Genomic DNA, 19,732 nt, shown 5'->3' on the forward strand with positions numbered 1-19,732 from the left:
CCGAGCATATCATCCCGGCTTTGGTCGGTTGGAACCCGCACATTTTATTCCTAGATAGGATTTGCCCAATATCGGGCTTTGATCGTGCACGAAACGACATGAGAACAGGCAAGGCGGGTTTTAGCGCATGAAGGATCGGCCGTTAGGCATATCGGGTATCCCTGGATGGTTGAACCGCTACGAGCCCTTGCTGCTTGTGATGTTCGCCGCGCTTTCGGGCGGAATTCTTCTTTTCATCTACCTCACAGGAGAGGTGCTCGAAGGCAGCACGAAGGGATTCGACGAGGCGATCCTGCTGGCGCTTCGTCAGTCTGGCGATCTCTCTGTTCCAATCGGGCCTGGTTGGCTGACCCATGCGGTCAAGGACATCACAAGCCTCGGCGGGACGACCGTGCTTGCGCTGATGACGGCCTTGGTGACGATCTATCTGCTGTTAGACCGGCAGCGCGCCATCGCCATCTTCATCCTCGCTTCGGTGCTGGGCGGATGGGCGCTGAGCGCGGCCTTGAAAGTCGGTGTCGCGCGGCCGCGGCCGGATATCGTACCGCATCTGGTCGAGGTTCACGATCTGAGCTTTCCGAGCGGCCATGCGATGGTATCCGCCGTGACCTATCTGACCCTTGCCGCGCTGATCTCAAGCACGCGAACCTATCGCTCGACACGTGTCTTCACGGTCGCGGCCGGCATCCTGCTGACATTGATGATCGGTGCGAGCCGGATCTATCTTGGCGTCCATTATCCGACCGACGTCCTCGGCGGCTGGTGCGCCGGCGCGACCTGGGCGCTCGCCTGCTGGATCATCGCTCGCCGCTATATATCGTTTTCTAGAGATGGCGGTGGCGCGCGCAGCGATGCAGTGCCGTTGGAGTGAATTTGGCGTTAGGCAGAAGTCCCGGAGGCGGAATCAGCACTGAACTTCGAGGCGCGTTGCCACAAGCAGCGAATAATCCGTGCCCTTCGGATCGCTGAAGAACATACTGGTCAGCGCCGCCTGGTTCTCCGCCATGACTTCCTTGGGATTGGGCCTGACCACCTTGCGCTTGCAGCGGCCGAAGGCTGGTCCTGATGTGGTCATATCGTTGTCGTTGGCGAAATCCACCGCCGTATAGAGCGTCTTGTCGTAGATCCCGAAGATGGTGGTTCCCTTGAGGAAGGTCTTCTGTTCGGGCTTCAGCGAAAAGGTCAGCGTCAGCGAACCATCCTTATAGTCGGCCTGGATCGCGTCCGGCTTGGCCATCGGTACCGCTTTGCCGTTGCTGGTGACGTTCGTATAGTAACCATATTGCGCCAGGGAATCCCGGACCGTCTTGCCGACCGCTTTGAGCTCGCTCGCGCTCAGCGCCTGGTTGCTGCTCTTGCCGTAATCCATGAGTACGGAGGAGGTGAACACCTCGTCAAAGCTCCAAACGTTGCGCAGCTCGCTGATGGAGCCGTCGGGCGCCGAGACGACCTCGAATTTGGCATCGATGAAGATGTGCGGATGGGCAAGTGCGGGAACGGGCAGAAGCGACAGGATCGCAACCAGCAGGGAAATCTTTGTTTTCATGCGAGCAATACCGCGTTCCGTCCGTCTATCCGATGCGCAGACCTGAACGTCAAATGAGACTGATTTGAGACCCTGCGCACATGGGCAAGGCATAGATGCAAGGGAAGGAAACAGGAATACGGCAATTTGCCTTTTCGGCAAAATACCAGCCCCGGCCTGAGCCGTGACTTCTTTTCTTTGCAGAAAGACTTGAGAAACTGGAGCGGGCGAAGGGATTCGAACCCTCGACCCCAACCTTGGCAAGGTTGTGCTCTACCCCTGAGCTACACCCGCTCATTCCCGTCGCGATCCGGGGTAGTGTGTTGGACCGCTGGGCGTCGTCTTGCGGCGACGGGCGCTATATGGCCTAACCATTTTTCAAATGCAACAGGGAAATGACGAGTTCGCGAAGAAAAATTGCATCTTCTTTTCGTGAGCCGTCGGAAAGCCCGGAAACGCCGGGCTTTGTCGTCTCGAAGATTGCAATGAAATTGTGGGCGACGTATCAGGGGCGGACCATTCTTGATTGCGAGACGCCATGACCGAGACCAGCCCGAAAAACCGCGACGATCTTTTCCGCTTTCTGGACGGGCTTGGCATCACCCACAGCACCAAGGATCACGCCCCGGTCTTCACCGTTGCCGAATCGGTGTCGTTGCGCGACGAGATTCCGGGCGGCCATACGAAGAACCTGTTCGTCAAAGACAAGAAGGATAATTTCTTCCTGCTGACCGTCGAGGAAAACGCGACCGTCGACCTGAAGACCGTGCATACGCTGATCGGCGCGGCCAGCAAGGTCTCCTTTGGCAAGCCGGAAAAGCTGATGGAATATCTCGGCGTCATCCCAGGCTCGGTCACGGCCTTCGGCGCCATCAACGATACGGAGAAGAACGTCACCTTCATCCTCGACGCCGAACTGATGGCGCATGACATCGTCAATTGCCATCCTTTGTCGAACGATGCGACGACATCGATTGCCAGCGGTGATCTCCTGCGCTTCATGGAGGCGACGGGTCATACGCCGCTAGTCTTGAAAGTGACGAGCTAACGTACGATTTTAGCGCTAAGATTATAGCGGGCGGCTTGTCTTCGGATTGTTCGCTCGCTTTGGCTCATTTCATTGAGCGTGCTGCCGGGTGAACCTCACGGGTTCGTCCGGGATCATGCTCCTCACAAAATCAAGGATGCCGGCAGGCGGGAGACACTCATGAGCGGTTCGAACAATCCCTATAACGCTTCCTTCGGCGGCCAGATGTCGGCCACGGCATCCTATGGCGCCGCGCCGGCTGCATCGGGAGCTTCGCCGATCAAGGACACGACGACGGCGACCTTCGCCAAGGACGTTATCGAGGAGTCGCGCAACCAGCCTGTGCTGGTCGATTTCTGGGCGCCCTGGTGCGGCCCGTGCAAGCAGCTGACGCCCGTACTCGAAAAGGTCGTCACCGAAGCCCAGGGCCGTGTGAAGCTCGTCAAGATGAATATCGACGATCATCCGTCGATTGCGGGCCAGCTCGGCATCCAGTCGATCCCGGCCGTCATCGCCTTCGTCAACGGCCGTCCGGCTGACGGCTTCATGGGTGCGGTTCCGGAAAGCCAGGTTCGCCAGTTCATCGATCGCCTCGGTGGCCCCGCAGGCGGCGCCGACGATCAGGCAGCCGAGATTGCCGCCGTTCTGGAAGAAGCCGGTGGCCTGCTTGCCAACGGCGATATCAATGGTGCGGCCGAGCTTTTCGGCGCGGTGCTGCAGGCGGATCCCGAAAATGCCAAGGCGCTTGCCGGCATGGCCGAATGCATGATCGCCGCCGGCCAGAGCCAGCGTGCCCGCGAGGCGCTGGCCGATCTGCCGGAGACGCTTGCCAACGACGCCGGCATCCAGGCCGTGGTCAAGAAGCTCGACCAGATCGACGAGGCCCGCAAGCTCGGCGATCCCGTGGCGATCGAGCAGGAGCTGGCGTCCAATCCCGACAATCACGAGCAGCGCATCAAGCTTGCCAAGATCCGCAATGTCGAAGGCAAGCGCGAGGAGGCCGCGGAGCATCTGCTCACCGTCATGCGCAAGGACCGCAGCCACGACGATGACGGCGCGCGCCGCCAGCTGCTGGAATTCTTCGAGGTATGGGGTGCCAAGGACCCCGCCACGATCGCGGCACGGCGCAAGCTTTCCTCTATCCTGTTTTCGTAACGGGCCAGTTGTCCTAAGGGCATGGCGATCGCTTGTTAGACGGCCGTCCTATGTATCCGGCAAATGACCCCATCAGCGTTTTCATTGAAAATGCTCTTGTGTTTTCGGCAGACGGGCTCACATTGTCGGTGACGCGGCGCGAAAAGGGGCGATGACCGCGATGTGTGTCGTTCCTGCGCGGCTCACTGCGGCGCGCAGCGTGTCGCGACGATCTAGCGGGATGGAAAAGATGCAAGTCGGCAATGCCAGATATCTGAAGCCGGGCGATCTGCCCGAATCGGTCGTCGTCTTTCCCCTGTCCGGTGCGCTGCTGCTGCCCGGCGCACAGCTTCCGCTCAATATCTTCGAGCCGCGCTATCTTGCCATGTTCGATGCGGCCATTGCCGGAAATCGTTTGATCGGCATGGTGCAGCCAGCGCTCGGAGAGCCGGCGGAGTCGTCCAATCTGACGCATGTCGGCTGCCTCGGGCGCATCACCTCCATCGCCGAAACCGGCGACGGGCGCTATATCGCCGCGTTGACGGGCATATGCCGTTTCCGGCTGATGGATGAAATCACTGCCCACCAGCCCTATCGCACCTTCCGCATCACGCCCTTCATCTCCGACCTGAAATCCCACCACGAGGAAGGAACGGTCGATCGCCCGGCATTGCTTTCGGCTTTCCGTAGTTATCTGGAGGCCAACAAGCTGGAGGCGGATTGGGAAAGTGTCGAGCGCGCGGACAATATGATGCTGGTCAATTCGTTGTCGATGATGGCGCCCTTCGATCCGGCCGAAAAACAGGCCCTTCTCGAAGCGCCCGACCTGAAGACCCGGGCGGAAACCTTCATCGCCATCGTCAAGATCGTGCTCGCCGGCTCCGGCGACACCGATTCGCTGCTGCAATAGGAATTTTCTGATGGATGTCACGGTCAGCAAGGTGGACCCGAAACTGCTCGACCTGCTGGTCTGCCCGCTGACCAAGGGGCGGTTGAGCTACGACCGGGAAAAGAACGAGTTGATCTCGGAAAAGGCACGCCTTGCCTATCCGATCCGCGACGGCATTCCGATCATGCTTATCTCGGAAGCGCGCCGCATCGAGGACTGAGGCTTTTTTCGGTTCTATCGCAATGCGTGCCTCATTCGCCGATGCAGCAGGAAGAGGCCGAGAAGCGCAAAAAAGGCAAAGATCGAGATCGCAAGGGCCAGCCATAGGGCGGCATGCGGACCCGCAGACGTCATGATGGCAGTGAATACCGGCGGTGCTGCCGCAAAGGAAAGATTGAGCGGCACGCCCAGCCGCGCGGATGCACGGGCATAGGTGCCGGCCGGGAAAATCTGCAATGGCAGCGTGGCGCGGGTGACGGCAGTGATGCCGCTCGCCATACCGTAGAGTGTGGTGAAAAGCATGGCGCCGGCGAAATTGCTGGTCAACAGAAGAACGATGAAGCTCAGCGGAAACAAGGCAGCGGCCGCAAGGCCGGTGACGAAGCCCGACCAGCGCCGACCGCCGAGGAAATCGACCATGCGTCCTGCCCATTGGGCGACACCAATGAAGGCCGCCGCTGCCAGCGCGCTGGCGTGATCGAGACCTGCAGCCTCGAACAGGATGATGATGGTGAGGGCAAATCCCCATGTCACGAAGCCATTGGCGGCGAAGCTTAAAGCCAGCAAAGTGAAGCTCGGCCTGTCGATGGGACTAGGTTCGGCTGTCGCTGTCACGATCGATCGTTCCCTAGGGTGGCGGGCAAGCGCGATCCAATGCAGTGGCAGACAGACAAGCAGCATCAAGGCGGCATAGGTCAGGCTTGTCATGCGCCAGCCCCATTGCGCCTGGAGAAGCCCCGTAGTCGGCCAGACGATGGTCGATGTCAGCCCGCCAGCCAGAATCAATACCCCAAGTGCCTGATGTGTTTTCTCGCAGGCAACTTCGCTCACCGCGATCTGCGCCGGCGTCGTCAGCATGCAGGCGCCGGCAAGGCCGAGAATGATCCACGACAGGACATAGGACACCGGACCGTTGGCCAGGCTCATCAGCAGCAGGCCGATTGCGCCCATAGCAGAGCCGAAAGCCATGATCGGCCGCGTGCCGTGGCGTTCGAAGATTGAGCTCAGCGGCCAGGACACCATCGCCATGACAACAAGCATGATCGTTGGCCCCGCCATGACCGTGGGCAGGCCGACGCCCAGCTCGCGAGCTATGGCAGGCCCAATCACCGCCGGCAGATAGAAGGTTGAGCCCCAGCCGATGAGCTGCGTGAGCGACAGCGCGGCAACGGCACGAGCTGTGGGCGAGCGGAACGGCATCCCGCCAATCGGCGCGGAAAGCGCGATCGGGTCGCGGTAGCGATGTCGAAGGGGAGGCATCAGGGACCTTTATACGGGAGCGGATCTGTTTCCGGCGAAATGCCGAAGACAGGCAGGTTGGGCAGCGGACAAAGCGCAAAGAAAGTAATGCTGTTTTCCACGGGAGCCATGCTTTGGATTTGACATAACTTGGTTTAGCTTCACCATCGGTTCTAGGTGTTTTGCGCCTCTGCTTGTGCTGGATTTTCGTATGATGCTCAAACGAGGAATTTGAGGGGAGCTTGAGGAAAATTCATGCAGGGAAGGCATCGTGTTTCTCTCAATGCCATCCGGGTGTTTGCGATCGTGGCGCGTACCGGAAGCCTGACGGGGGCCGGCGCTGAGCTTGGCGTGACCTCCGGTGCGGTGAGCCACCAGCTCAAAAAGCTCGAGGACGAGCTTGGGGTGAGCTTCTTCCGCCGAGGCAACAACACCGTCTCTCTTACCGAAGTGGGGCGACGCTTCTATCAGGAGGTGGCGCCGGCGATCGGGCTCATCGAGCGTTCGGCCGAGGCTCTCTATCGCGACGAAAACGAAATCAGCGTCCACGCCACAACATCGCTCGCGCTGCGCTGGCTCATCCCGTCGCTGGATCGCTTTCGCGCTCTCTGCCCGCAGGTGCGTGTCCGGGTGGAAACGAGTTCCGCGCGCGGATTTCCGGCCGTTCCCGACTCCGATGTCAGCATTCGCCATTTCCGGATCGGGGAAGTCGCCGAGGGATGGGAATTCCTTGCGCGCGACCTGCGCCGTCCCGTCGTTTCTCCGGGCCTGCTGGCAAGAGACGTCGAGGATCGGGAGATTGCCGTTCCGCGCCTTCCAGCTCTGCAATGCTGCGTGGGCAACTGGGATTGGCAGCTTTGGTGCGAGGCGTTCCATTTTTCGCCGGCAGATCTTTCCTTCGGCCATGCCTTCGATACGGATGATGCCGCGCTTCATGCCTGCGTCGCCGGTCTCGGAGTGCTGCTTGCGCCGACCATCCTCACGGGCCGGGAAATGAAATCGGGTGCGCTGGTAAACCTGCCTGGTTACGAACCGGTCGAAACCGGCACGTATCGCTACCGGCGCCGTTCGGAATCGAGAGCGGTTCGGCAATTCTGCAGCTGGATGGATGCCGAGATGCGGAACCTCGAATAGAGAGTTTCCTCTTCAGAGATTGGCGATTCGACCCCGGTCCCTCAGATCGCCTCGCCCGCAAGCAGCCGCGGATTGTGCTTTGCCGTGGTGCCGGCCGCCTGGCCGATGAAGAAGGATTTGAGGCTGGGCAGCCGGTCGACGATCCCGAGCCCAAAGTCGCGGGCGATGCGCAAGGGCGTGCTGTCGTTGGAAAACAGCCGGTTCAGCACGTCGGTCGTCACGCCCATGCGGAAGGTGTCGAAGCGGCGCCAGGTCTGGTAGCGTTCGAGCGTGTTGATCGAGCCGATGTCGAGGCCGAGGCGGTCGGCCTCGACGATGGTTTCGGCCAGCGCCGCCACATCCTTGAAGCCGAGATTGAGACCCTGGCCGGAGATCGGGTGAATGCCATGGGCGGCGTCGCCGGCAAGGGCAAAGCGCGGCGCAACGAAATCGCGGGCGATCGTCAGGCCGAGCGGGAAGGCGCGGCGTTCGCCGACGGTGGTGAGCGTCCCGAGCTTGTGGCCGAAGCGGCGCTCCAGTTCCTCTTCGAACAGGAGATCGTCGGAGGCGACCAGCCGCTCGGCGTCGGGGGTGCGCTCCGTCCAGACGAGCGAGGAGCGGTTGTTCTTCAAGGGCAGGATGGCGAAGGGGCCGGAGGGCAGGAAATGCTCCTCGGCGCAGCCGCCATGCGGCCGCTCGTGCTCGACTGTCACGACGATGCCGGACTGGCCGTAATCCCAGTTGACCGTCTTGATGCCGGCCATGTCGCGCAGTTTGGAGCGCACGCCGTCACAGGCGACCAGAAGCCGCGTTTCCAACGTGCTGCCATCCGAAAGGGTGAGCGTGGTCTTATTGTCGTCGGTGACGAAATCCGTGGCGCTGAGGCCGTGCTTGATCGTAATGCCCAGGCGTTCGCAGGCGCCACGCAGAGCACCGACCATGGTGAGGTTCGGCACCATATGGGCGAAGGGCTGGCCTTCAGTCACTTCGCCGTCGAAGGTGAGGAAGACGGGGCGGACGGGATCGCCGGTGCGCGAATCGGTGACGATCATGCGGGTGATCGGCTCGGCCTCCGGCGCGATCTCGTTCCAGACGCCGAGGACGTCAAGCATCTTCGAAGCCGCCGCGATGATCGCCGAGGCCCGCATGTCCTTCTTCCAGGCGGTTTCCGGCGCGGCCTCCACGATCATGACGTCGAGGTGGGGTGCGGCCTGCTTGACTGCGACCGCTGTGGCAAGACCCACATATCCGCCACCCACTACCAGCATGTCCAACATAGCGCTTCCCTGTGTCTTACTGTCACGTCCTGCTCTATATAGAGCATCCTGTTCGTGGTTCCTACCATTGGAGTTCAAGCAAAATGTCGCGAGAGACCGAGAAGCTCACCCCGATGGAAACCGTGCTGGCGACGCTCGATCTCGAGACGATCGAGATGAACCTGTTTCGTGGCAACAGCCCGCAGGTCGGCTGGCAGCGCGTCTTCGGCGGGCAGGTCATCGGCCAGGCATTGATGGCGGCGCAGCGAACCGTCAACAGTGATCGCTTCGCACACTCGCTGCACGCCTATTTCATGCTGCCCGGCGATCCCTCGGTTCCGATCCTCTATCAGGTCGACCGCCTGCGCGATGGTTCCAGCTTCAATACGCGGCGGGTGCTTGCGGTTCAGCACGGCAAGGCGATCTTTGCGCTGACGGCCTCCTTCCAGGTCGATGAGCCCGGTTTCGATCATCAGGGCGATATGCCTGACGTGCCGATGCCGGAGGAGCTGATGGATGAGGAGCAGGTCAAGCAGCGCTATCTCGCCCATGCGCCCGAGAATGTGCGCCGCTATTGGGAACGCAAGCGGGCGATCGAGATCCGGCCCGTTTCGATCGAGAGCTATTTTTCGCGCGCGCAGCCGAGCCAGCGGCAGAACATCTGGGTCCGGGTGACGGGGCCGGTGCCGGACGACCGGCTCTATCAGAATGCCGTGCTCGCCTATCTCTCCGACATGACGCTGCTCGATGTTTCCTTGAATGCGCATGGCACGTCGGTTCTGGATCCGACCGTCCAGGTGGCGAGCCTCGACCACGCCATGTGGTTCCATCGCCCGTTCAAGCTCGACGACTGGCTGCTCTACAGCCAGGAAAGCCCCAGCGCTTCCGGCGCGCGCGGATTTACGCGCGGCAGCCTGTTTACGCGATCCGGTGTCCTGATTGCGTCGGTGGCGCAGGAAGGCCTGATTCGTAAAAAGGCAAATGATTAAATAAGCGGCAAACTTATAAATTTGCACTTTATTTGTGCGGCTCTCGCGACGAGAAATGCCGCTTTATTGGGTCTGTGCAATAAATCTGTTTTATTTCAACACGTTATAAATGTGTCACGAATCTGGCACGTCCTTTGAATGTGTATGGCCAGTCGCTGCAGAAACACTCGTCGGCGGCAAGGAGAGTCGGCTCCGTGCCGAGGCTAACAAAGGATGGGAAACCAGATGAAAATTGTGATGGCCATTATCAAGCCGTTCAAGCTCGATGAGGTCCGTGAGGCCCTCACGGCTGTCGGCATCCAGGGCCTGACTGTGACCGAAGTGAAGGGTTACGGGCGCCAGAAGGGGCATACCGAGATCTATCGCGGCACCGAATATGCCGTCAGCTTCCTGCCGAAGCTGAAGATCGAGGTCGCAGTCGCATCCGAAACCGTCGACAAGGCCGTCGAGGCCATCGCGTCGGCCGCCAAGACCGGCCAGATCGGCGACGGCAAGATCTTTGTCTATTCGATTGACCATGCCGTGCGCATCCGTACGGGCGAAACCGATTCAGAAGCTCTGTAAGACACGGCTGATCAGGGAGTTATTTGCATGTCATTTTCCAAGCTTTCCTCCGCCTTGACACGGGTGGGCGTGCTTTCCGCGGCCTTGCTTGCGCCGGCAATCGCCTTTGCGCAGGAGACCGCTCCGGCTGCCGCCGCTGCGACCGCCGCCGCCCCGGTTCCGGACAAGGGCGACACCGCCTTCATGTTCATCTCCACCATTCTCGTGCTCTTCATGCTCGTGCCGGGTCTGGCGCTGTTCTATGGCGGTCTCGTCCGTGCGAAGAACATGCTCTCGGTCCTCATGCAGTGCACGATGATCGGTGCGGTCGTGATGATCCTCTGGGTTCTCTACGGCTATTCCTTCGCCTTCGGCGGCGGCTCCAGCCCCTATTGGGGCGGCACGGCCAAGATGTTCCTGTCGGGCGTTTCGACCTCGACGACGGCTGCGACCTTCTCCAAGGGCGTCGTCATTCCTGAATTCATCTTCATGCTGTTCCAGATGACCTTTGCCGCCATCACGCCGGCCCTGATCATCGGCGCCTTCGCCGAGCGCATCAAGTTCGGCGCAGCCGTGCTCTTCTGCGCGCTGTGGGCGACCTTCGTCTACTTCCCGATCGCTCACATGGTCTGGGATTCCAACGGCATGCTCTTCAAGATGGGCGCACTCGACTTCGCCGGCGGCACCGTCGTTCACATCAATGCCGGTATTGCCGGCTTCGTCGGCGCCATTCTCGTCGGCAAGCGCGTCGGTTTCGGCAAGGACATGATGGCTCCGCACTCCATGACGCTGACCATGGTCGGCGCGTCGATGCTCTGGGTCGGCTGGTTCGGCTTCAATGCCGGTTCCAACCTCGAAGCTTCCGGCGGCGCGATGCTCGCAACCGTCAACACCTTCGTCGCAACCGCAGCCGCCATCATCTCCTGGTCGCTGGTCGAAACCTTCACCCGTGGCAAGGCCTCCATGCTCGGCGGCGCTTCGGGCATGGTTGCCGGTCTCGTTGCCATCACGCCTGCAGCCGGTATCGCCGGCCCGATGGGCGCGATCGTCATGGGCTTGATCGTCTCGCCGCTGTGCTACTTCTTCGTCTCGGTCGTGAAGAACAAGTTCGGCTACGACGATACGGCTGACGTCTTCGGCGTACACTGCATCGGCGGCATCTTCGGCGCCATCGCAACCGGCATCTTCGCCAGCGCCTCGCTCGGCGGTGTCGGCTATGCCGATGGCGTCACGATGGGCAGCCAGGTCGTCGTGCAGCTGACCGCCGTCGTCACGACAATCCTGTGGTGCGGTATCGGCTCCGCGATCCTCTACAAGGTCGTCGACGTCATCATCGGCCTGCGCGTCGCTCCGGAAGCCGAGCGCGAAGGTCTCGACCTCGCCTCGCACGGCGAAGCCGCCTACCACAATTCCTGATCGGAGCTTGCGAAACCGGAGCAAACTCTCCGGTTTCGCTTAACATCCCGTCGCGTCCTATTTCATCGCAAATAGGCGCCCTTGGCCCGGACCTCGGTTCGGGCCCTTTTCGTTTGTGCACAGCCATTTTTCTTCAGATGGCAGGCGATTCGAGGGGTTGGCGTGCATGGTTAACATGCCATTAACCCTCCTCTGATTAGGTATGGCTAACCTGCCGGCGAGTGGGCATAGACCGATTCGTTTGCGCTTTGGACAGGAACGGGGCTGGATATCATGGGCAGAAGCAATTCGGCGGCGTTGAGCGGTCGCCCCGACCGTTTATCGCTTTCGAGCGTGGTTTGGCGTCAGGTCAAGGGCCTGACCGGTTTCGCAATATTGTTCCTGTTGGCGCTTGCGGTTGCGGCGCTGGCGACTTGGAACGTCATGGACCCCAGCTATTCCTACGCAACTGCCAATGCGCCGACCAACCTGCTCGGCTTTCCCGGCGCCGCTTTTGCCGACATCATGATGCAGTCGCTCGGCCTCACTTCGGTTCTGGCGATGCTGCCCGTCGTCGCCTGGGCCTTTGCGCTGATTACCAACCGCAAGCTTCATCGGGTGCCTTCGCGCCTCGGCGCGTGGTTCGGCGGCTGCATCGTCGCGGCTGGCTCCATCGCCTGCTTCCCGGCGCCGCCGACCTGGCCGATCCCCAACGGTATCGGCGGTGTTGTCGGCGATCTTCTTCTGCGTCTTCCAGCTCTCTTCATCGGCACCTATCCGAGCGGTGTGGTGGCCATCATCATCGGTTCGGTTCTCGCCGTTCCGGCCATTTGGCTCATGCTCTTCGCCTCCGGCGCCATCGGCGAAAATCTCGTGGAAGACGAAGGTGATGAGGACGATTACGAGGAAACCCGCAGCCGTGCGCGCCGGGTCGGCGATGAGGACGAGGATGACGACCGGGGTGGTTTCCTCGCCAATTTCATGGCCTATGGCGCGGTCATGCATGCCTGGTACAACACGCAGGCCCGCCTGCGCCGGCTGTTCGGTATGGGGCCGCGCAAGCGCCGCGACCATGCCTTCGACGCCCCTTATGATTTCAACGATGACGAATTCGGTACGCTGAACGAGCCGGTACGCGCCAAGGCGCCGATGGCCCGCGGTGATCGTCTCGATCCGTCGATGGATGGCCCGGCCGCACGCCGTGTCGTGTCCGCGCCATCGATCAGCCTTGGCGACGACGAGGATGAAGACGAGGATTCGATCTATGATCGCGATCCGCGTCGTCCGGCCGATATCCTGCCTGACGACGAGGACGAGGATTGGCCGCTAGCCCCCGCGTCCGCGAAGGGAGCCGTAGCCGGCCATCGCGTTACTCCTGCCGCGCCCCGCCCGAAGCCCGGCGCGCGGGCTGAGCGCGAGGCGCAGACCTCCTTCATTCGCCCCTATGGTTTCCAGCTTCCTGCCGTCCACCTGCTGGCCGAGCCGAAGGCCGTTGCCCGCGACGCGACGCTTTCGGCCGATGCGCTCGAGCAGAATGCCCGCATGCTCGAAGGCGTGCTGGAGGATTTCGGCGTCAAGGGCGAAATCATCCATGTCCGCCCCGGTCCGGTCGTCACCCTTTACGAGCTTGAGCCGGCGCCCGGCATCAAGTCCTCCCGCGTCATTGGCCTTGCCGACGATATCGCCCGCTCGATGAGCGCGATCGCTGCCCGCGTAGCCGTCGTTCCCGGCCGCAACGCCATCGGCATCGAGCTGCCGAACTCGACGCGCGAGACGGTCTATCTCCGCGAGCTTGTCGCCAGCCGCGATTTCGAGACCTCCAAGGCGAAGCTTGCCATGTCGCTCGGCAAGACGATCGGCGGCGAACCCGTCATCGCCGATCTCGCCAAGATGCCGCATCTGCTCGTCGCCGGCACCACCGGTTCGGGCAAGTCGGTCGCCATCAATACCATGATCCTGTCGCTGCTCTATCGCATGACGCCGGAGCAGTGCCGTCTGATCATGATCGATCCGAAGATGCTGGAACTTTCCGTCTATGACGGTATCCCGCATCTTCTGTCGCCCGTCGTCACCGATCCGAAGAAGGCCGTCGTCGCGCTCAAATGGACCGTCCGCGAGATGGAAGAGCGCTACAAGAAGATGTCGAAGATCGGGGTGCGCAACATCGACGGCTTCAACACGCGCGTCGAGCAGGCCGTCGCAAAGGGTGAAGCGATCAGCCGGACCGTGCAGACCGGCTTCGACCGCCAGACCGGCGAGGCGATCTACGAGACGGAAGAATTCGACCTGAAGCCGATGCCCTACATCGTCGTCATCATCGACGAAATGGCGGACCTGATGATGGTCGCCGGCAAGGATATCGAAGGTGCCGTGCAGCGCCTGGCGCAGATGGCGCGTGCCGCCGGTATCCATGTCATCATGGCCACGCAGCGCCCGTCGGTCGACGTCATCACCGGCACGATCAAGGCAAACTTCCCGACGCGCATCTCCTTCCAGGTGACGTCGAAGATCGACAGCCGCACCATCCTTGGCGAGCAGGGCGCCGAGCAGCTGCTCGGCATGGGCGACATGCTCTACATGGCCGGCGGCGGGCGGATCCAGCGCGTTCACGGCCCCTTTGTCTCCGATGGCGAGGTGGAGGATATCGTCGCCTATCTGAAGACGCAGGGCGCACCGCAATATCTCGATGCCATCACCGCCGATGATGACGAGGATGAAGATGGCCACGGCCCGGCAGGTACGTCCAACCTCTCCGATTCGGAAGACCCCTACGATCAGGCGGTTGCGATCGTGCTGCGTGACGGCAAGGCCTCGACCTCCTACATCCAGCGCCGCCTCGGCATCGGCTACAACCGTGCGGCGTCGCTGATAGAGCGCATGGAGCAGGAAGGCGTGATCGGTCCGGCCAATCATGCCGGGAAGCGTGAAATCCTTGTTCCGACCGAGGCCGATATTCTGGATCGCTGAGGCGATCCGTCTTCCGGTATTGCGTATCCAGCCAATGTTCAGCGAAATTTGATCGCGGTCCACAACCGGCCATGGGCCGCCGCGCCATGAAGACGCCGATTTTGCGCGCCATGGACGAAGCATGAAGGAGAATTCGATGACAAAGTTTGATGCGCAGCCGTCCAGCCGACTTTCCCTGACCCGCCGGCACCTTCTCGGCGCCGTGGTCGCGGTTGGCGCGGCAGGCGTTCTGCCGATTTCGGCTTTCGCGCAGGCCCAGACGCAGGCAGCCGCAGCTACCCTCAATCCCGGTATTGCCCAGGCCATTGCCGATCATTTCTCGTCTATCAAGTCGATGAAGGGCGGCTTCCTGCAGATCGGGCCGCGCGGCGACCAGATGAGCGGTGCATTCTTCATCCAGCGGCCCGGCAAGATGCGCTTCAATTACGATCTGCCGTCGCGCATGCGCGTCATCTGCGATGGCAACAACGTACAGGTCATCAACGACCAGACGCAGACAAGAAACATGTATCAGCTGTCGAAGACGCCGCTGAGCCTGCTGCTCGCCAACAAGATCGACCTTTCCGCCGACATGGTGCGTAACGTCGATTCGCAGCCGGATCTGACCAAGATCACGCTCGGCAATCGCACTGTCTTCGGCGATTCCACCATCACGATGATCTTCGATTCGAAGACCTACGATCTGCGCCAATGGACCGTCATCGATCCGCAGGGCAAGACGACCGACGTGATCATCAACAATGTGAAGACGAACGTCGCCTTCGACGACAGCGTTTTCCGCATCGACTACACGCGCTGAACCTCGTTCCAGCCCTTGTAGCGGAGAAGCGCCGAATGGCGCTTTTCTTTCCATCACAGGCGGTCTAAAGCCTTAGCCTGACTGGAGCGTTTAAAGGAATCGCCGAGCCGCTCCATCTGTCTGTTTTGATGCAATTCCGGACGCGAAATCGCTGCGCACTTTTCCTGGAACTGCTCTAAGGGGAAGGTTTGGGCATGGGATTTTCGATTGCGACCTGGAACATCAATTCGGTGCGGCTGCGCATGCCGATCGTCGAGCAATTCGTCATGCAGGCCCGGCCCGATATTCTCTGCCTGCAGGAAACCAAGGTTCCGAACGAGCTTTTCCCTTATGCGCCGCTGAGGGCGCTTGGCTATGAGCATATCATCATTCATGGCCAGAAGGGCTATCATGGCGTCGCGATCGCCTCGCGTTTCCCGCTGACCGAGGATCATCGCCAGGATTACTGCAATGTCGGCGACAGCAGACATATCTCGGCGATCTTCGAGCGTGGCGGCCGTCGTATCCGCCTGCACAATTTCTATGTCCCGGCCGGCGGCGACGAGCCGGATCGGGAAATCAATCCGAAGTTCGGCCACAAGCTCGATTTCATCGAAGAGATGAAAAAGCTGCATGCCAATGCCGAGCAGAACACCTCGGCGATCCTCGTCGGCGATCTCAATATCGCGCCGCTGGAGCATGACGTCTGGTCGCACAAGCAGCTCTTGAAGATCGTCAGCCATACGCCGGTCGAGACCGATGGCCTAATCGAGGTGATGAAGCGCGGTGCCTGGCTTGACCTGATGCGGCAGCAGGTGCCGGAAAGCGAGAAGCTCTATACGTGGTGGAGCTACCGCGCCAAGGATTGGGAGGCCGCCGATCGCGGCCGCCGCCTCGACCACATCTGGTCGTCCCCCGATCTTGGCCCGCATCTGCGGCGGATCGAGATCCTGAAAGCGGCGCGCGGCTGGGATCGTCCGTCCGACCACGTGCCGGTGACGGCGCATTTCGATCTGTAAAAGCGAGCGCCTGCTTTAGGAAAAGCGGCCAAGCATTGCGGCCGCTTGCCTGGCAAGGGCGGCGAAGTTTTCGCGGATACGGTTCTGGATCAGCAGGCCGGCGTCTGGGTATTCTTCGATCAGCCGATGGAAGAGGGCGCGCGTGATGCGGATCACGTCGGATTCCTCGGCGGCAACAGCCGTATATTTCCGCTCTACCAGCGTCACCATTGCCAGCTCCGAAAGCATGGTGCCGGCCTGGACCACCGCTTCCACCTGCGTCTGGCCGTCGGCATCGATGGTGCTGAGCTCGAAACTGCCGCGCGTGATGACATAGGCGCATTCGGCCGGCGATTTTTCGCGGAACAGCGTCTGGCCCTCGTTCACATGGCGGCGATCGGCGCCGAAGGCGATCAGCCGCAGCGGCTCATCGCCCATGCCGTGAAACAGCGGCAATTGCGATAGCAGTCGGATATCGTCGTTCAGCGCCATCGATCGCCTATGGAATGATCTTGTAGCCGCCGTTTTCCGTCACCAGAATTTCGGCGTTGGAAGGATCGCGCTCGATCTTCTGGCGAAGGCGGTAGACATGCGTTTCGAGCGTGTGGGTGGTCACGCCGGAATTGTAGCCCCAGACCTCTTCGAGAAGGATATCGCGGGTCACGACCTTCTGGTCGGCGCGATAGAGATAGCGGATGATGGCTGCTTCCTTTTCCGTCAGGCGGATCTTCTGTCCGTCTTCGGTGGTCAAAAGCTTCTGGCTCGGTTTGAAGAGGTAGCGTCCCACAGTGAAGGTCGCATCCTCGCTCTGCTCGTGCTGGCGCAGTTGCGCGCGGATGCGGGCGAGCAGCACGGCGAAGCGGAATGGCTTCGTCACATAGTCGTTGGCGCCGGCTTCGAGGCCGAGGATGGTGTCGGAGTCCGTGTCGTGACCCGTCAGCATGATGATCGGCGCCTTGAAGCCGTTCTTGCGCAGCAGCTTCACGGCCTCGCGACCGTCCATATCGGGCAGGCCGACATCCATGATCAGGAGATCGACGGGCACGGTGCGCGCGGTTTGCACGCCCTTTCCGGCGGTCGCCTCCTGCAGGACGTTGAATTCCTCGTAAAGCGATAATTGCTCGACCAACATCTCACGCAGGTCGTTGTCATCGTCCACCAGGAGAATGGTGCGTGCGGTCATGCCGTTCGGGTCCTCGTTCTAATCCCACTTAAGTCCTACGCCAAATTGCATTTTTAGCAAGTCGCGACGCGGCTCAGGCTTGGTCGTTTGGTTGAAACTGCTATGATTTCAAATGAAATCACGCGCAAAGCAAAAACATGTGAGGAAAATGCAAAAGACAAGGGCGGAGGCCAGGCGGAGCGCTTCGACGATCGTCGTGCGTGCTCAGCCGGGTAAGAAAACGCGGGCGCTGGTGCAGGTGGGAGGCATGACCGTGCCGGCGGCGATCGGCCGGTCCGGACGCAGTATATTGAAGCGCGAAGGGGACGGCGCGACACCGATCGCGGATATGAAACTACTCTACGGTTTCACGCGGGGCGATCGGGTCCGTTCCCTGAAAACAGCCTTGCCGATGCAGCGGATCCGGAAGGGTATGCTTTGGTGCGACCAGCCCGACGATCCCAACTACAACAGGCTGGTGAAGGCTCCTTTCAGGCCGAGCCACGAGGAATTGCAGCGGGGCGACGGCCTCTACGATATCTGCCTAGTGCTTGACTGGAATGTGAGCTCGCGCCGGCGCAATCGCGGCTCGGCGATCTTCTTTCACCTGATCAGGCCGGGATATGAGCCGACGGCCGGGTGTGTCGCAGTCAGCCTTCGCGACATGAGGCGCATTCTGCCATCGCTGCGAAGAGGTACGACCGTTCGGGTTGTCTGAAATGTCGGTCGGGGTTAAAATCCCAACATTCTCCACTATATGGCATCCAGACTGGTGCATCCATGCGGACCGGTCCGGCCCTTTTCTTTTAGAATTTAAATCACGCCTTCACTCCACCCGCTTCTCATCCTTTGGAGACTTATCGTGACCACGCAACCGACAATCACGTTCAATGACGGCAATTCCATTCCGCAGGTCGGCCTCGGCGTCTGGCAGACGCCGGAGAATGTCGCACCGATGGCCGTCAGCACGGCTTTGAAAGCCGGCTATCGCCATGTCGATACTGCCGCCATCTACGCCAACGAGGATGGCGTTGGCGAAGGCATGCGCCAGTCCGGCGTCGCCCGCAAGGACATCTACCTCACAACCAAGCTCTGGAACGAGGCACAGGGCTTCGATTCCACGCTGAAAGCCTTCGACGAAAGCCTGAAGCGTCTCGGCACCGACTATGTCGACCTCTACCTGATCCACTGGCCATCGCCGCACCGCAACCGCTATCTCGACACCTGGAAGGCTTTCGTGCGCCTGAAGGAAGAAGGCCGCGCCCGTTCGATCGGCGTTTCCAATTTTGCCGCCGCGCATCTCGAACGTATCATCGGCGAGACTGGCGTGACGCCCGTGCTGAACCAGATCGAGCTGCATCCCACCTTCCAGCAGAAGGAACTGCGCGCCGTTCACGACAAGCTCGGCATCAAGACGGAATCCTGGAGCCCGCTCGGCCAAGGCAAGCTTCTCACCAACGCCGCCATCGGCAAGGTCGCCGCCAAGCATGGCCGCACGCCGGCACAGGTCATCATCCGCTGGCATATCGACAACGGCCTGATCGTCATCCCGAAATCGGTGACGCCGAGCCGCATCGAGGAAAATCTCAAGGTTTTCGATTTCAAGCTCGACAGCGACGACCTGGCTGACATGGCCAAGCTCGATTCGGCGGGTGGCCGTATCGGCCCGGATCCGCTGACGGCGAGTTTCTGATCACAGGTTGCCATCCGTTTATGCAAAGAGGCTCGGAGTAAAGATTCCGAGCCTCTTTCGTTTTGCTGGTGCGCCGCGTGTCTTCAGAGCTGAACCCAGGCCGGTGCCACCGTCGGGCCTTTGCCGAGGAAGAAGCCGAACTGGATGTTCATCTCGCCGATCGGCTCGATGAAGCGGGCATTGGTGAGCGGACCCGCATCGACCGCCTCGAAGCCGATTGATTTGACGAGGCGGGATACGGCATTCTTGGCCTTCTCGTCGTCTCCGGCAATGAAGACCTGCAGTACCTTGCCGTTACGTCCTTCGGCGGGCAGCAGCGGCGCGAAAATCGTATTGAAAGCCTTCACCACCGTCGCCTCGGGCACAAGCGCCTGGATCTCTTCGGCCGCCGAGCTCGAGTGCCCGACGACGAGGCCGCGGAAATCTGCGGTGACGGGATTGCTGATGTCGATCAGCACCTTGCCCTTGAGATTTCCGGCTTCCTTCAGCATGTCCGCGATAGCGCCGTAAGGCAGCGCCAACAGGACGATATCGGCAAGCTTGACGGCGGCGGCAACCCCGCCTGCTTCGACGCCCGCGCCCAGTTCGGCGGCAAAGGCGGCGGCCTTTGCAGGATCGCGATGACCGATGACCACGTCAGACCTCGCTCCGGCTAGCAGCCGGGCCAGTCCCGCGCCCATGTTTCCGGTACCAATGACAGCGATTTTCATGTCCGTCAGCTCCTTGTTGTTGCTGACAAACAGATACAATTATCGCCATATCCGGATAAATGAGCTATATGATGCAATACTTGAAACGGATTGTT

The 19,732-nt window shown here is 60.8% G+C and carries 20 protein-coding genes and 1 tRNA gene; 14 read left to right on the plus strand and 7 right to left on the minus strand.

All coding sequences use genetic code 11. The features are described 5' to 3' along the window. The first annotated feature begins 127 nt into the window (after nucleotides 1-127). On the plus strand, nucleotides 128-871 hold the full coding sequence (locus GA0061103_RS28320) for a phosphatase PAP2 family protein (RefSeq protein ID WP_092717229.1): 744 nt from the start codon (nucleotides 128-130) through the stop codon (nucleotides 869-871). Between the two features lie 33 nt (nucleotides 872-904). On the opposite strand, the gene GA0061103_RS28325 is transcribed toward GA0061103_RS28320, so the two are convergent. Then, on the minus strand, nucleotides 905-1,546 hold the full coding sequence (locus GA0061103_RS28325; RefSeq protein ID WP_092717231.1) for a DUF1007 family protein: 642 nt from the start codon (nucleotides 1,544-1,546) through the stop codon (nucleotides 905-907). Between the two features lie 198 nt (nucleotides 1,547-1,744). After that, nucleotides 1,745-1,819 (minus strand) — tRNA-Gly (locus GA0061103_RS28330). A 244-nt stretch (nucleotides 1,820-2,063) separates the two neighbouring features. Here GA0061103_RS28330 and GA0061103_RS28335 point away from each other — a divergent pair. The 4 genes from GA0061103_RS28335 (at nucleotide 2,064) to GA0061103_RS28350 (ending at nucleotide 4,795) form a co-directional block, all read left to right on the plus strand. Next, nucleotides 2,064-2,573 carry a prolyl-tRNA synthetase associated domain-containing protein gene (locus GA0061103_RS28335; protein WP_092717234.1) on the plus strand — a complete coding sequence of 170 codons (510 nt, stop codon included), beginning with the start codon at nucleotides 2,064-2,066 and terminating at the stop codon, nucleotides 2,571-2,573. Nucleotides 2,574-2,732: 159 nt separating this feature from the next. Beyond that, the gene (trxA, locus tag GA0061103_RS28340; RefSeq protein ID WP_092717237.1) at nucleotides 2,733-3,707 is read left to right on the plus strand and encodes a thioredoxin; all 975 of its coding nucleotides are present in this window, start codon (nucleotides 2,733-2,735) and stop codon (nucleotides 3,705-3,707) included. Between the two features lie 229 nt (nucleotides 3,708-3,936). After that, nucleotides 3,937-4,596 carry an LON peptidase substrate-binding domain-containing protein gene (locus GA0061103_RS28345; protein WP_092717871.1) on the plus strand — a complete coding sequence of 220 codons (660 nt, stop codon included), beginning with the start codon at nucleotides 3,937-3,939 and terminating at the stop codon, nucleotides 4,594-4,596. A gap of 10 nt (nucleotides 4,597-4,606) precedes the next feature. Then, nucleotides 4,607-4,795 (plus strand): Trm112 family protein, encoded by a 189-nt coding sequence (locus tag GA0061103_RS28350; protein ID WP_037154712.1) that lies wholly within the window; start codon nucleotides 4,607-4,609, stop codon nucleotides 4,793-4,795. Nucleotides 4,796-4,809: 14 nt separating this feature from the next. Here GA0061103_RS28350 and GA0061103_RS28355 read toward each other — a convergent pair whose 3' ends face one another. Continuing rightward, a complete protein-coding gene (locus GA0061103_RS28355; protein ID WP_245304894.1) occupies nucleotides 4,810-6,054 on the minus strand; it encodes an MFS transporter in 1,245 nt (414 codons plus the stop codon). 234 nt (nucleotides 6,055-6,288) lie between these two features. Here GA0061103_RS28355 and GA0061103_RS28360 point away from each other — a divergent pair, with 234 nt between their 5' ends. Beyond that, entirely contained in the window at nucleotides 6,289-7,167 is an 879-nt protein-coding gene (locus tag GA0061103_RS28360) for a LysR substrate-binding domain-containing protein (RefSeq protein ID WP_092717240.1), read from the plus strand. 41 nt (nucleotides 7,168-7,208) lie between these two features. Here GA0061103_RS28360 and GA0061103_RS28365 read toward each other — a convergent pair whose 3' ends face one another. Beyond that, entirely contained in the window at nucleotides 7,209-8,423 is a 1,215-nt protein-coding gene (locus GA0061103_RS28365) for a ubiquinone biosynthesis hydroxylase (protein WP_245304895.1), read from the minus strand. An 83-nt stretch (nucleotides 8,424-8,506) separates the two neighbouring features. Here GA0061103_RS28365 and tesB point away from each other — a divergent pair, with 83 nt between their 5' ends. The 6 genes from tesB (at nucleotide 8,507) to GA0061103_RS28395 (ending at nucleotide 16,093) form a co-directional block, all read left to right on the plus strand. Next, a complete protein-coding gene (gene tesB / locus GA0061103_RS28370; RefSeq protein ID WP_092717246.1) occupies nucleotides 8,507-9,391 on the plus strand; it encodes an acyl-CoA thioesterase II in 885 nt (294 codons plus the stop codon). 213 nt (nucleotides 9,392-9,604) lie between these two features. Then, nucleotides 9,605-9,955, plus strand: a complete 351-nt coding sequence (locus GA0061103_RS28375) for a P-II family nitrogen regulator (protein ID WP_015341499.1) — start codon at nucleotides 9,605-9,607, stop codon at nucleotides 9,953-9,955. 27 nt (nucleotides 9,956-9,982) lie between these two features. Continuing rightward, nucleotides 9,983-11,350, plus strand: coding sequence for an ammonium transporter (locus GA0061103_RS28380; protein ID WP_092717248.1), 1,368 nt, complete (start codon nucleotides 9,983-9,985; stop codon nucleotides 11,348-11,350). Nucleotides 11,351-11,623: 273 nt separating this feature from the next. Then, nucleotides 11,624-14,296 carry an FtsK/SpoIIIE family DNA translocase gene (locus GA0061103_RS28385; protein WP_092717250.1) on the plus strand — a complete coding sequence of 891 codons (2,673 nt, stop codon included), beginning with the start codon at nucleotides 11,624-11,626 and terminating at the stop codon, nucleotides 14,294-14,296. A gap of 136 nt (nucleotides 14,297-14,432) precedes the next feature. Further along, nucleotides 14,433-15,095: an outer-membrane lipoprotein carrier protein LolA gene (locus GA0061103_RS28390; protein ID WP_092717880.1), complete on the plus strand. Its 663-nt coding sequence runs from the start codon at nucleotides 14,433-14,435 to the stop codon at nucleotides 15,093-15,095. Nucleotides 15,096-15,289: 194 nt separating this feature from the next. Further along, complete coding sequence (locus tag GA0061103_RS28395) at nucleotides 15,290-16,093, plus strand: exodeoxyribonuclease III (RefSeq protein ID WP_092717252.1); 804 nt, start codon at nucleotides 15,290-15,292, stop codon at nucleotides 16,091-16,093. A 15-nt stretch (nucleotides 16,094-16,108) separates the two neighbouring features. Here GA0061103_RS28395 and GA0061103_RS28400 read toward each other — a convergent pair whose 3' ends face one another. Together GA0061103_RS28400 and GA0061103_RS28405 are read right to left on the minus strand one after the other, a co-directional pair. Continuing rightward, on the minus strand, nucleotides 16,109-16,564 hold the full coding sequence (locus GA0061103_RS28400) for a cyclic nucleotide-binding domain-containing protein (RefSeq protein ID WP_092717254.1): 456 nt from the start codon (nucleotides 16,562-16,564) through the stop codon (nucleotides 16,109-16,111). A gap of 7 nt (nucleotides 16,565-16,571) precedes the next feature. Further along, entirely contained in the window at nucleotides 16,572-17,255 is a 684-nt protein-coding gene (locus GA0061103_RS28405; RefSeq protein WP_092717256.1) for a response regulator transcription factor, read from the minus strand. 148 nt (nucleotides 17,256-17,403) lie between these two features. Between GA0061103_RS28405 and GA0061103_RS28410 the strand changes: the two genes are divergently transcribed. Next, nucleotides 17,404-17,952: a L,D-transpeptidase family protein gene (locus tag GA0061103_RS28410; protein ID WP_092717259.1), complete on the plus strand. Its 549-nt coding sequence runs from the start codon at nucleotides 17,404-17,406 to the stop codon at nucleotides 17,950-17,952. A 144-nt stretch (nucleotides 17,953-18,096) separates the two neighbouring features. Continuing rightward, entirely contained in the window at nucleotides 18,097-18,927 is an 831-nt protein-coding gene (locus GA0061103_RS28415; protein WP_092717262.1) for an aldo/keto reductase, read from the plus strand. Between the two features lie 83 nt (nucleotides 18,928-19,010). On the opposite strand, the gene GA0061103_RS28420 is transcribed toward GA0061103_RS28415, so the two are convergent. Beyond that, complete coding sequence (locus GA0061103_RS28420; RefSeq protein ID WP_280949805.1) at nucleotides 19,011-19,670, minus strand: NADPH-dependent F420 reductase; 660 nt, start codon at nucleotides 19,668-19,670, stop codon at nucleotides 19,011-19,013. Nucleotides 19,671-19,732 lie beyond the last annotated feature (62 nt).

This window comes from Martinezella multihospitum, assembly GCF_900094585.1.
GTDB lineage: Bacteria > Pseudomonadota > Alphaproteobacteria > Rhizobiales > Rhizobiaceae > Rhizobium > Rhizobium multihospitium.

Coding starts and splice junctions, on each gene's coding strand:
- GA0061103_RS28320 (WP_092717229.1), top strand. CDS start 128: ATGAAGGATCGGCCGTTAGGCATATCGGGTATCCCTGGATGGTTGAAC.
- GA0061103_RS28325 (WP_092717231.1), bottom strand. CDS start 1,546: ATGAAAACAAAGATTTCCCTGCTGGTTGCGATCCTGTCGCTTCTGCCC.
- GA0061103_RS28335 (WP_092717234.1), top strand. CDS start 2,064: ATGACCGAGACCAGCCCGAAAAACCGCGACGATCTTTTCCGCTTTCTG.
- trxA (WP_092717237.1), top strand. CDS start 2,733: ATGAGCGGTTCGAACAATCCCTATAACGCTTCCTTCGGCGGCCAGATG.
- GA0061103_RS28345 (WP_092717871.1), top strand. CDS start 3,937: ATGCAAGTCGGCAATGCCAGATATCTGAAGCCGGGCGATCTGCCCGAA.
- GA0061103_RS28350 (WP_037154712.1), top strand. CDS start 4,607: ATGGATGTCACGGTCAGCAAGGTGGACCCGAAACTGCTCGACCTGCTG.
- GA0061103_RS28355 (WP_245304894.1), bottom strand. CDS start 6,054: ATGCCTCCCCTTCGACATCGCTACCGCGACCCGATCGCGCTTTCCGCG.
- GA0061103_RS28360 (WP_092717240.1), top strand. CDS start 6,289: ATGCAGGGAAGGCATCGTGTTTCTCTCAATGCCATCCGGGTGTTTGCG.
- GA0061103_RS28365 (WP_245304895.1), bottom strand. CDS start 8,423: ATGTTGGACATGCTGGTAGTGGGTGGCGGATATGTGGGTCTTGCCACA.
- tesB (WP_092717246.1), top strand. CDS start 8,507: ATGTCGCGAGAGACCGAGAAGCTCACCCCGATGGAAACCGTGCTGGCG.
- GA0061103_RS28375 (WP_015341499.1), top strand. CDS start 9,605: ATGGGAAACCAGATGAAAATTGTGATGGCCATTATCAAGCCGTTCAAG.
- GA0061103_RS28380 (WP_092717248.1), top strand. CDS start 9,983: ATGTCATTTTCCAAGCTTTCCTCCGCCTTGACACGGGTGGGCGTGCTT.
- GA0061103_RS28385 (WP_092717250.1), top strand. CDS start 11,624: ATGGGCAGAAGCAATTCGGCGGCGTTGAGCGGTCGCCCCGACCGTTTA.
- GA0061103_RS28390 (WP_092717880.1), top strand. CDS start 14,433: ATGACAAAGTTTGATGCGCAGCCGTCCAGCCGACTTTCCCTGACCCGC.
- GA0061103_RS28395 (WP_092717252.1), top strand. CDS start 15,290: ATGGGATTTTCGATTGCGACCTGGAACATCAATTCGGTGCGGCTGCGC.
- GA0061103_RS28400 (WP_092717254.1), bottom strand. CDS start 16,564: ATGGCGCTGAACGACGATATCCGACTGCTATCGCAATTGCCGCTGTTT.
- GA0061103_RS28405 (WP_092717256.1), bottom strand. CDS start 17,255: ATGACCGCACGCACCATTCTCCTGGTGGACGATGACAACGACCTGCGT.
- GA0061103_RS28410 (WP_092717259.1), top strand. CDS start 17,404: ATGCAAAAGACAAGGGCGGAGGCCAGGCGGAGCGCTTCGACGATCGTC.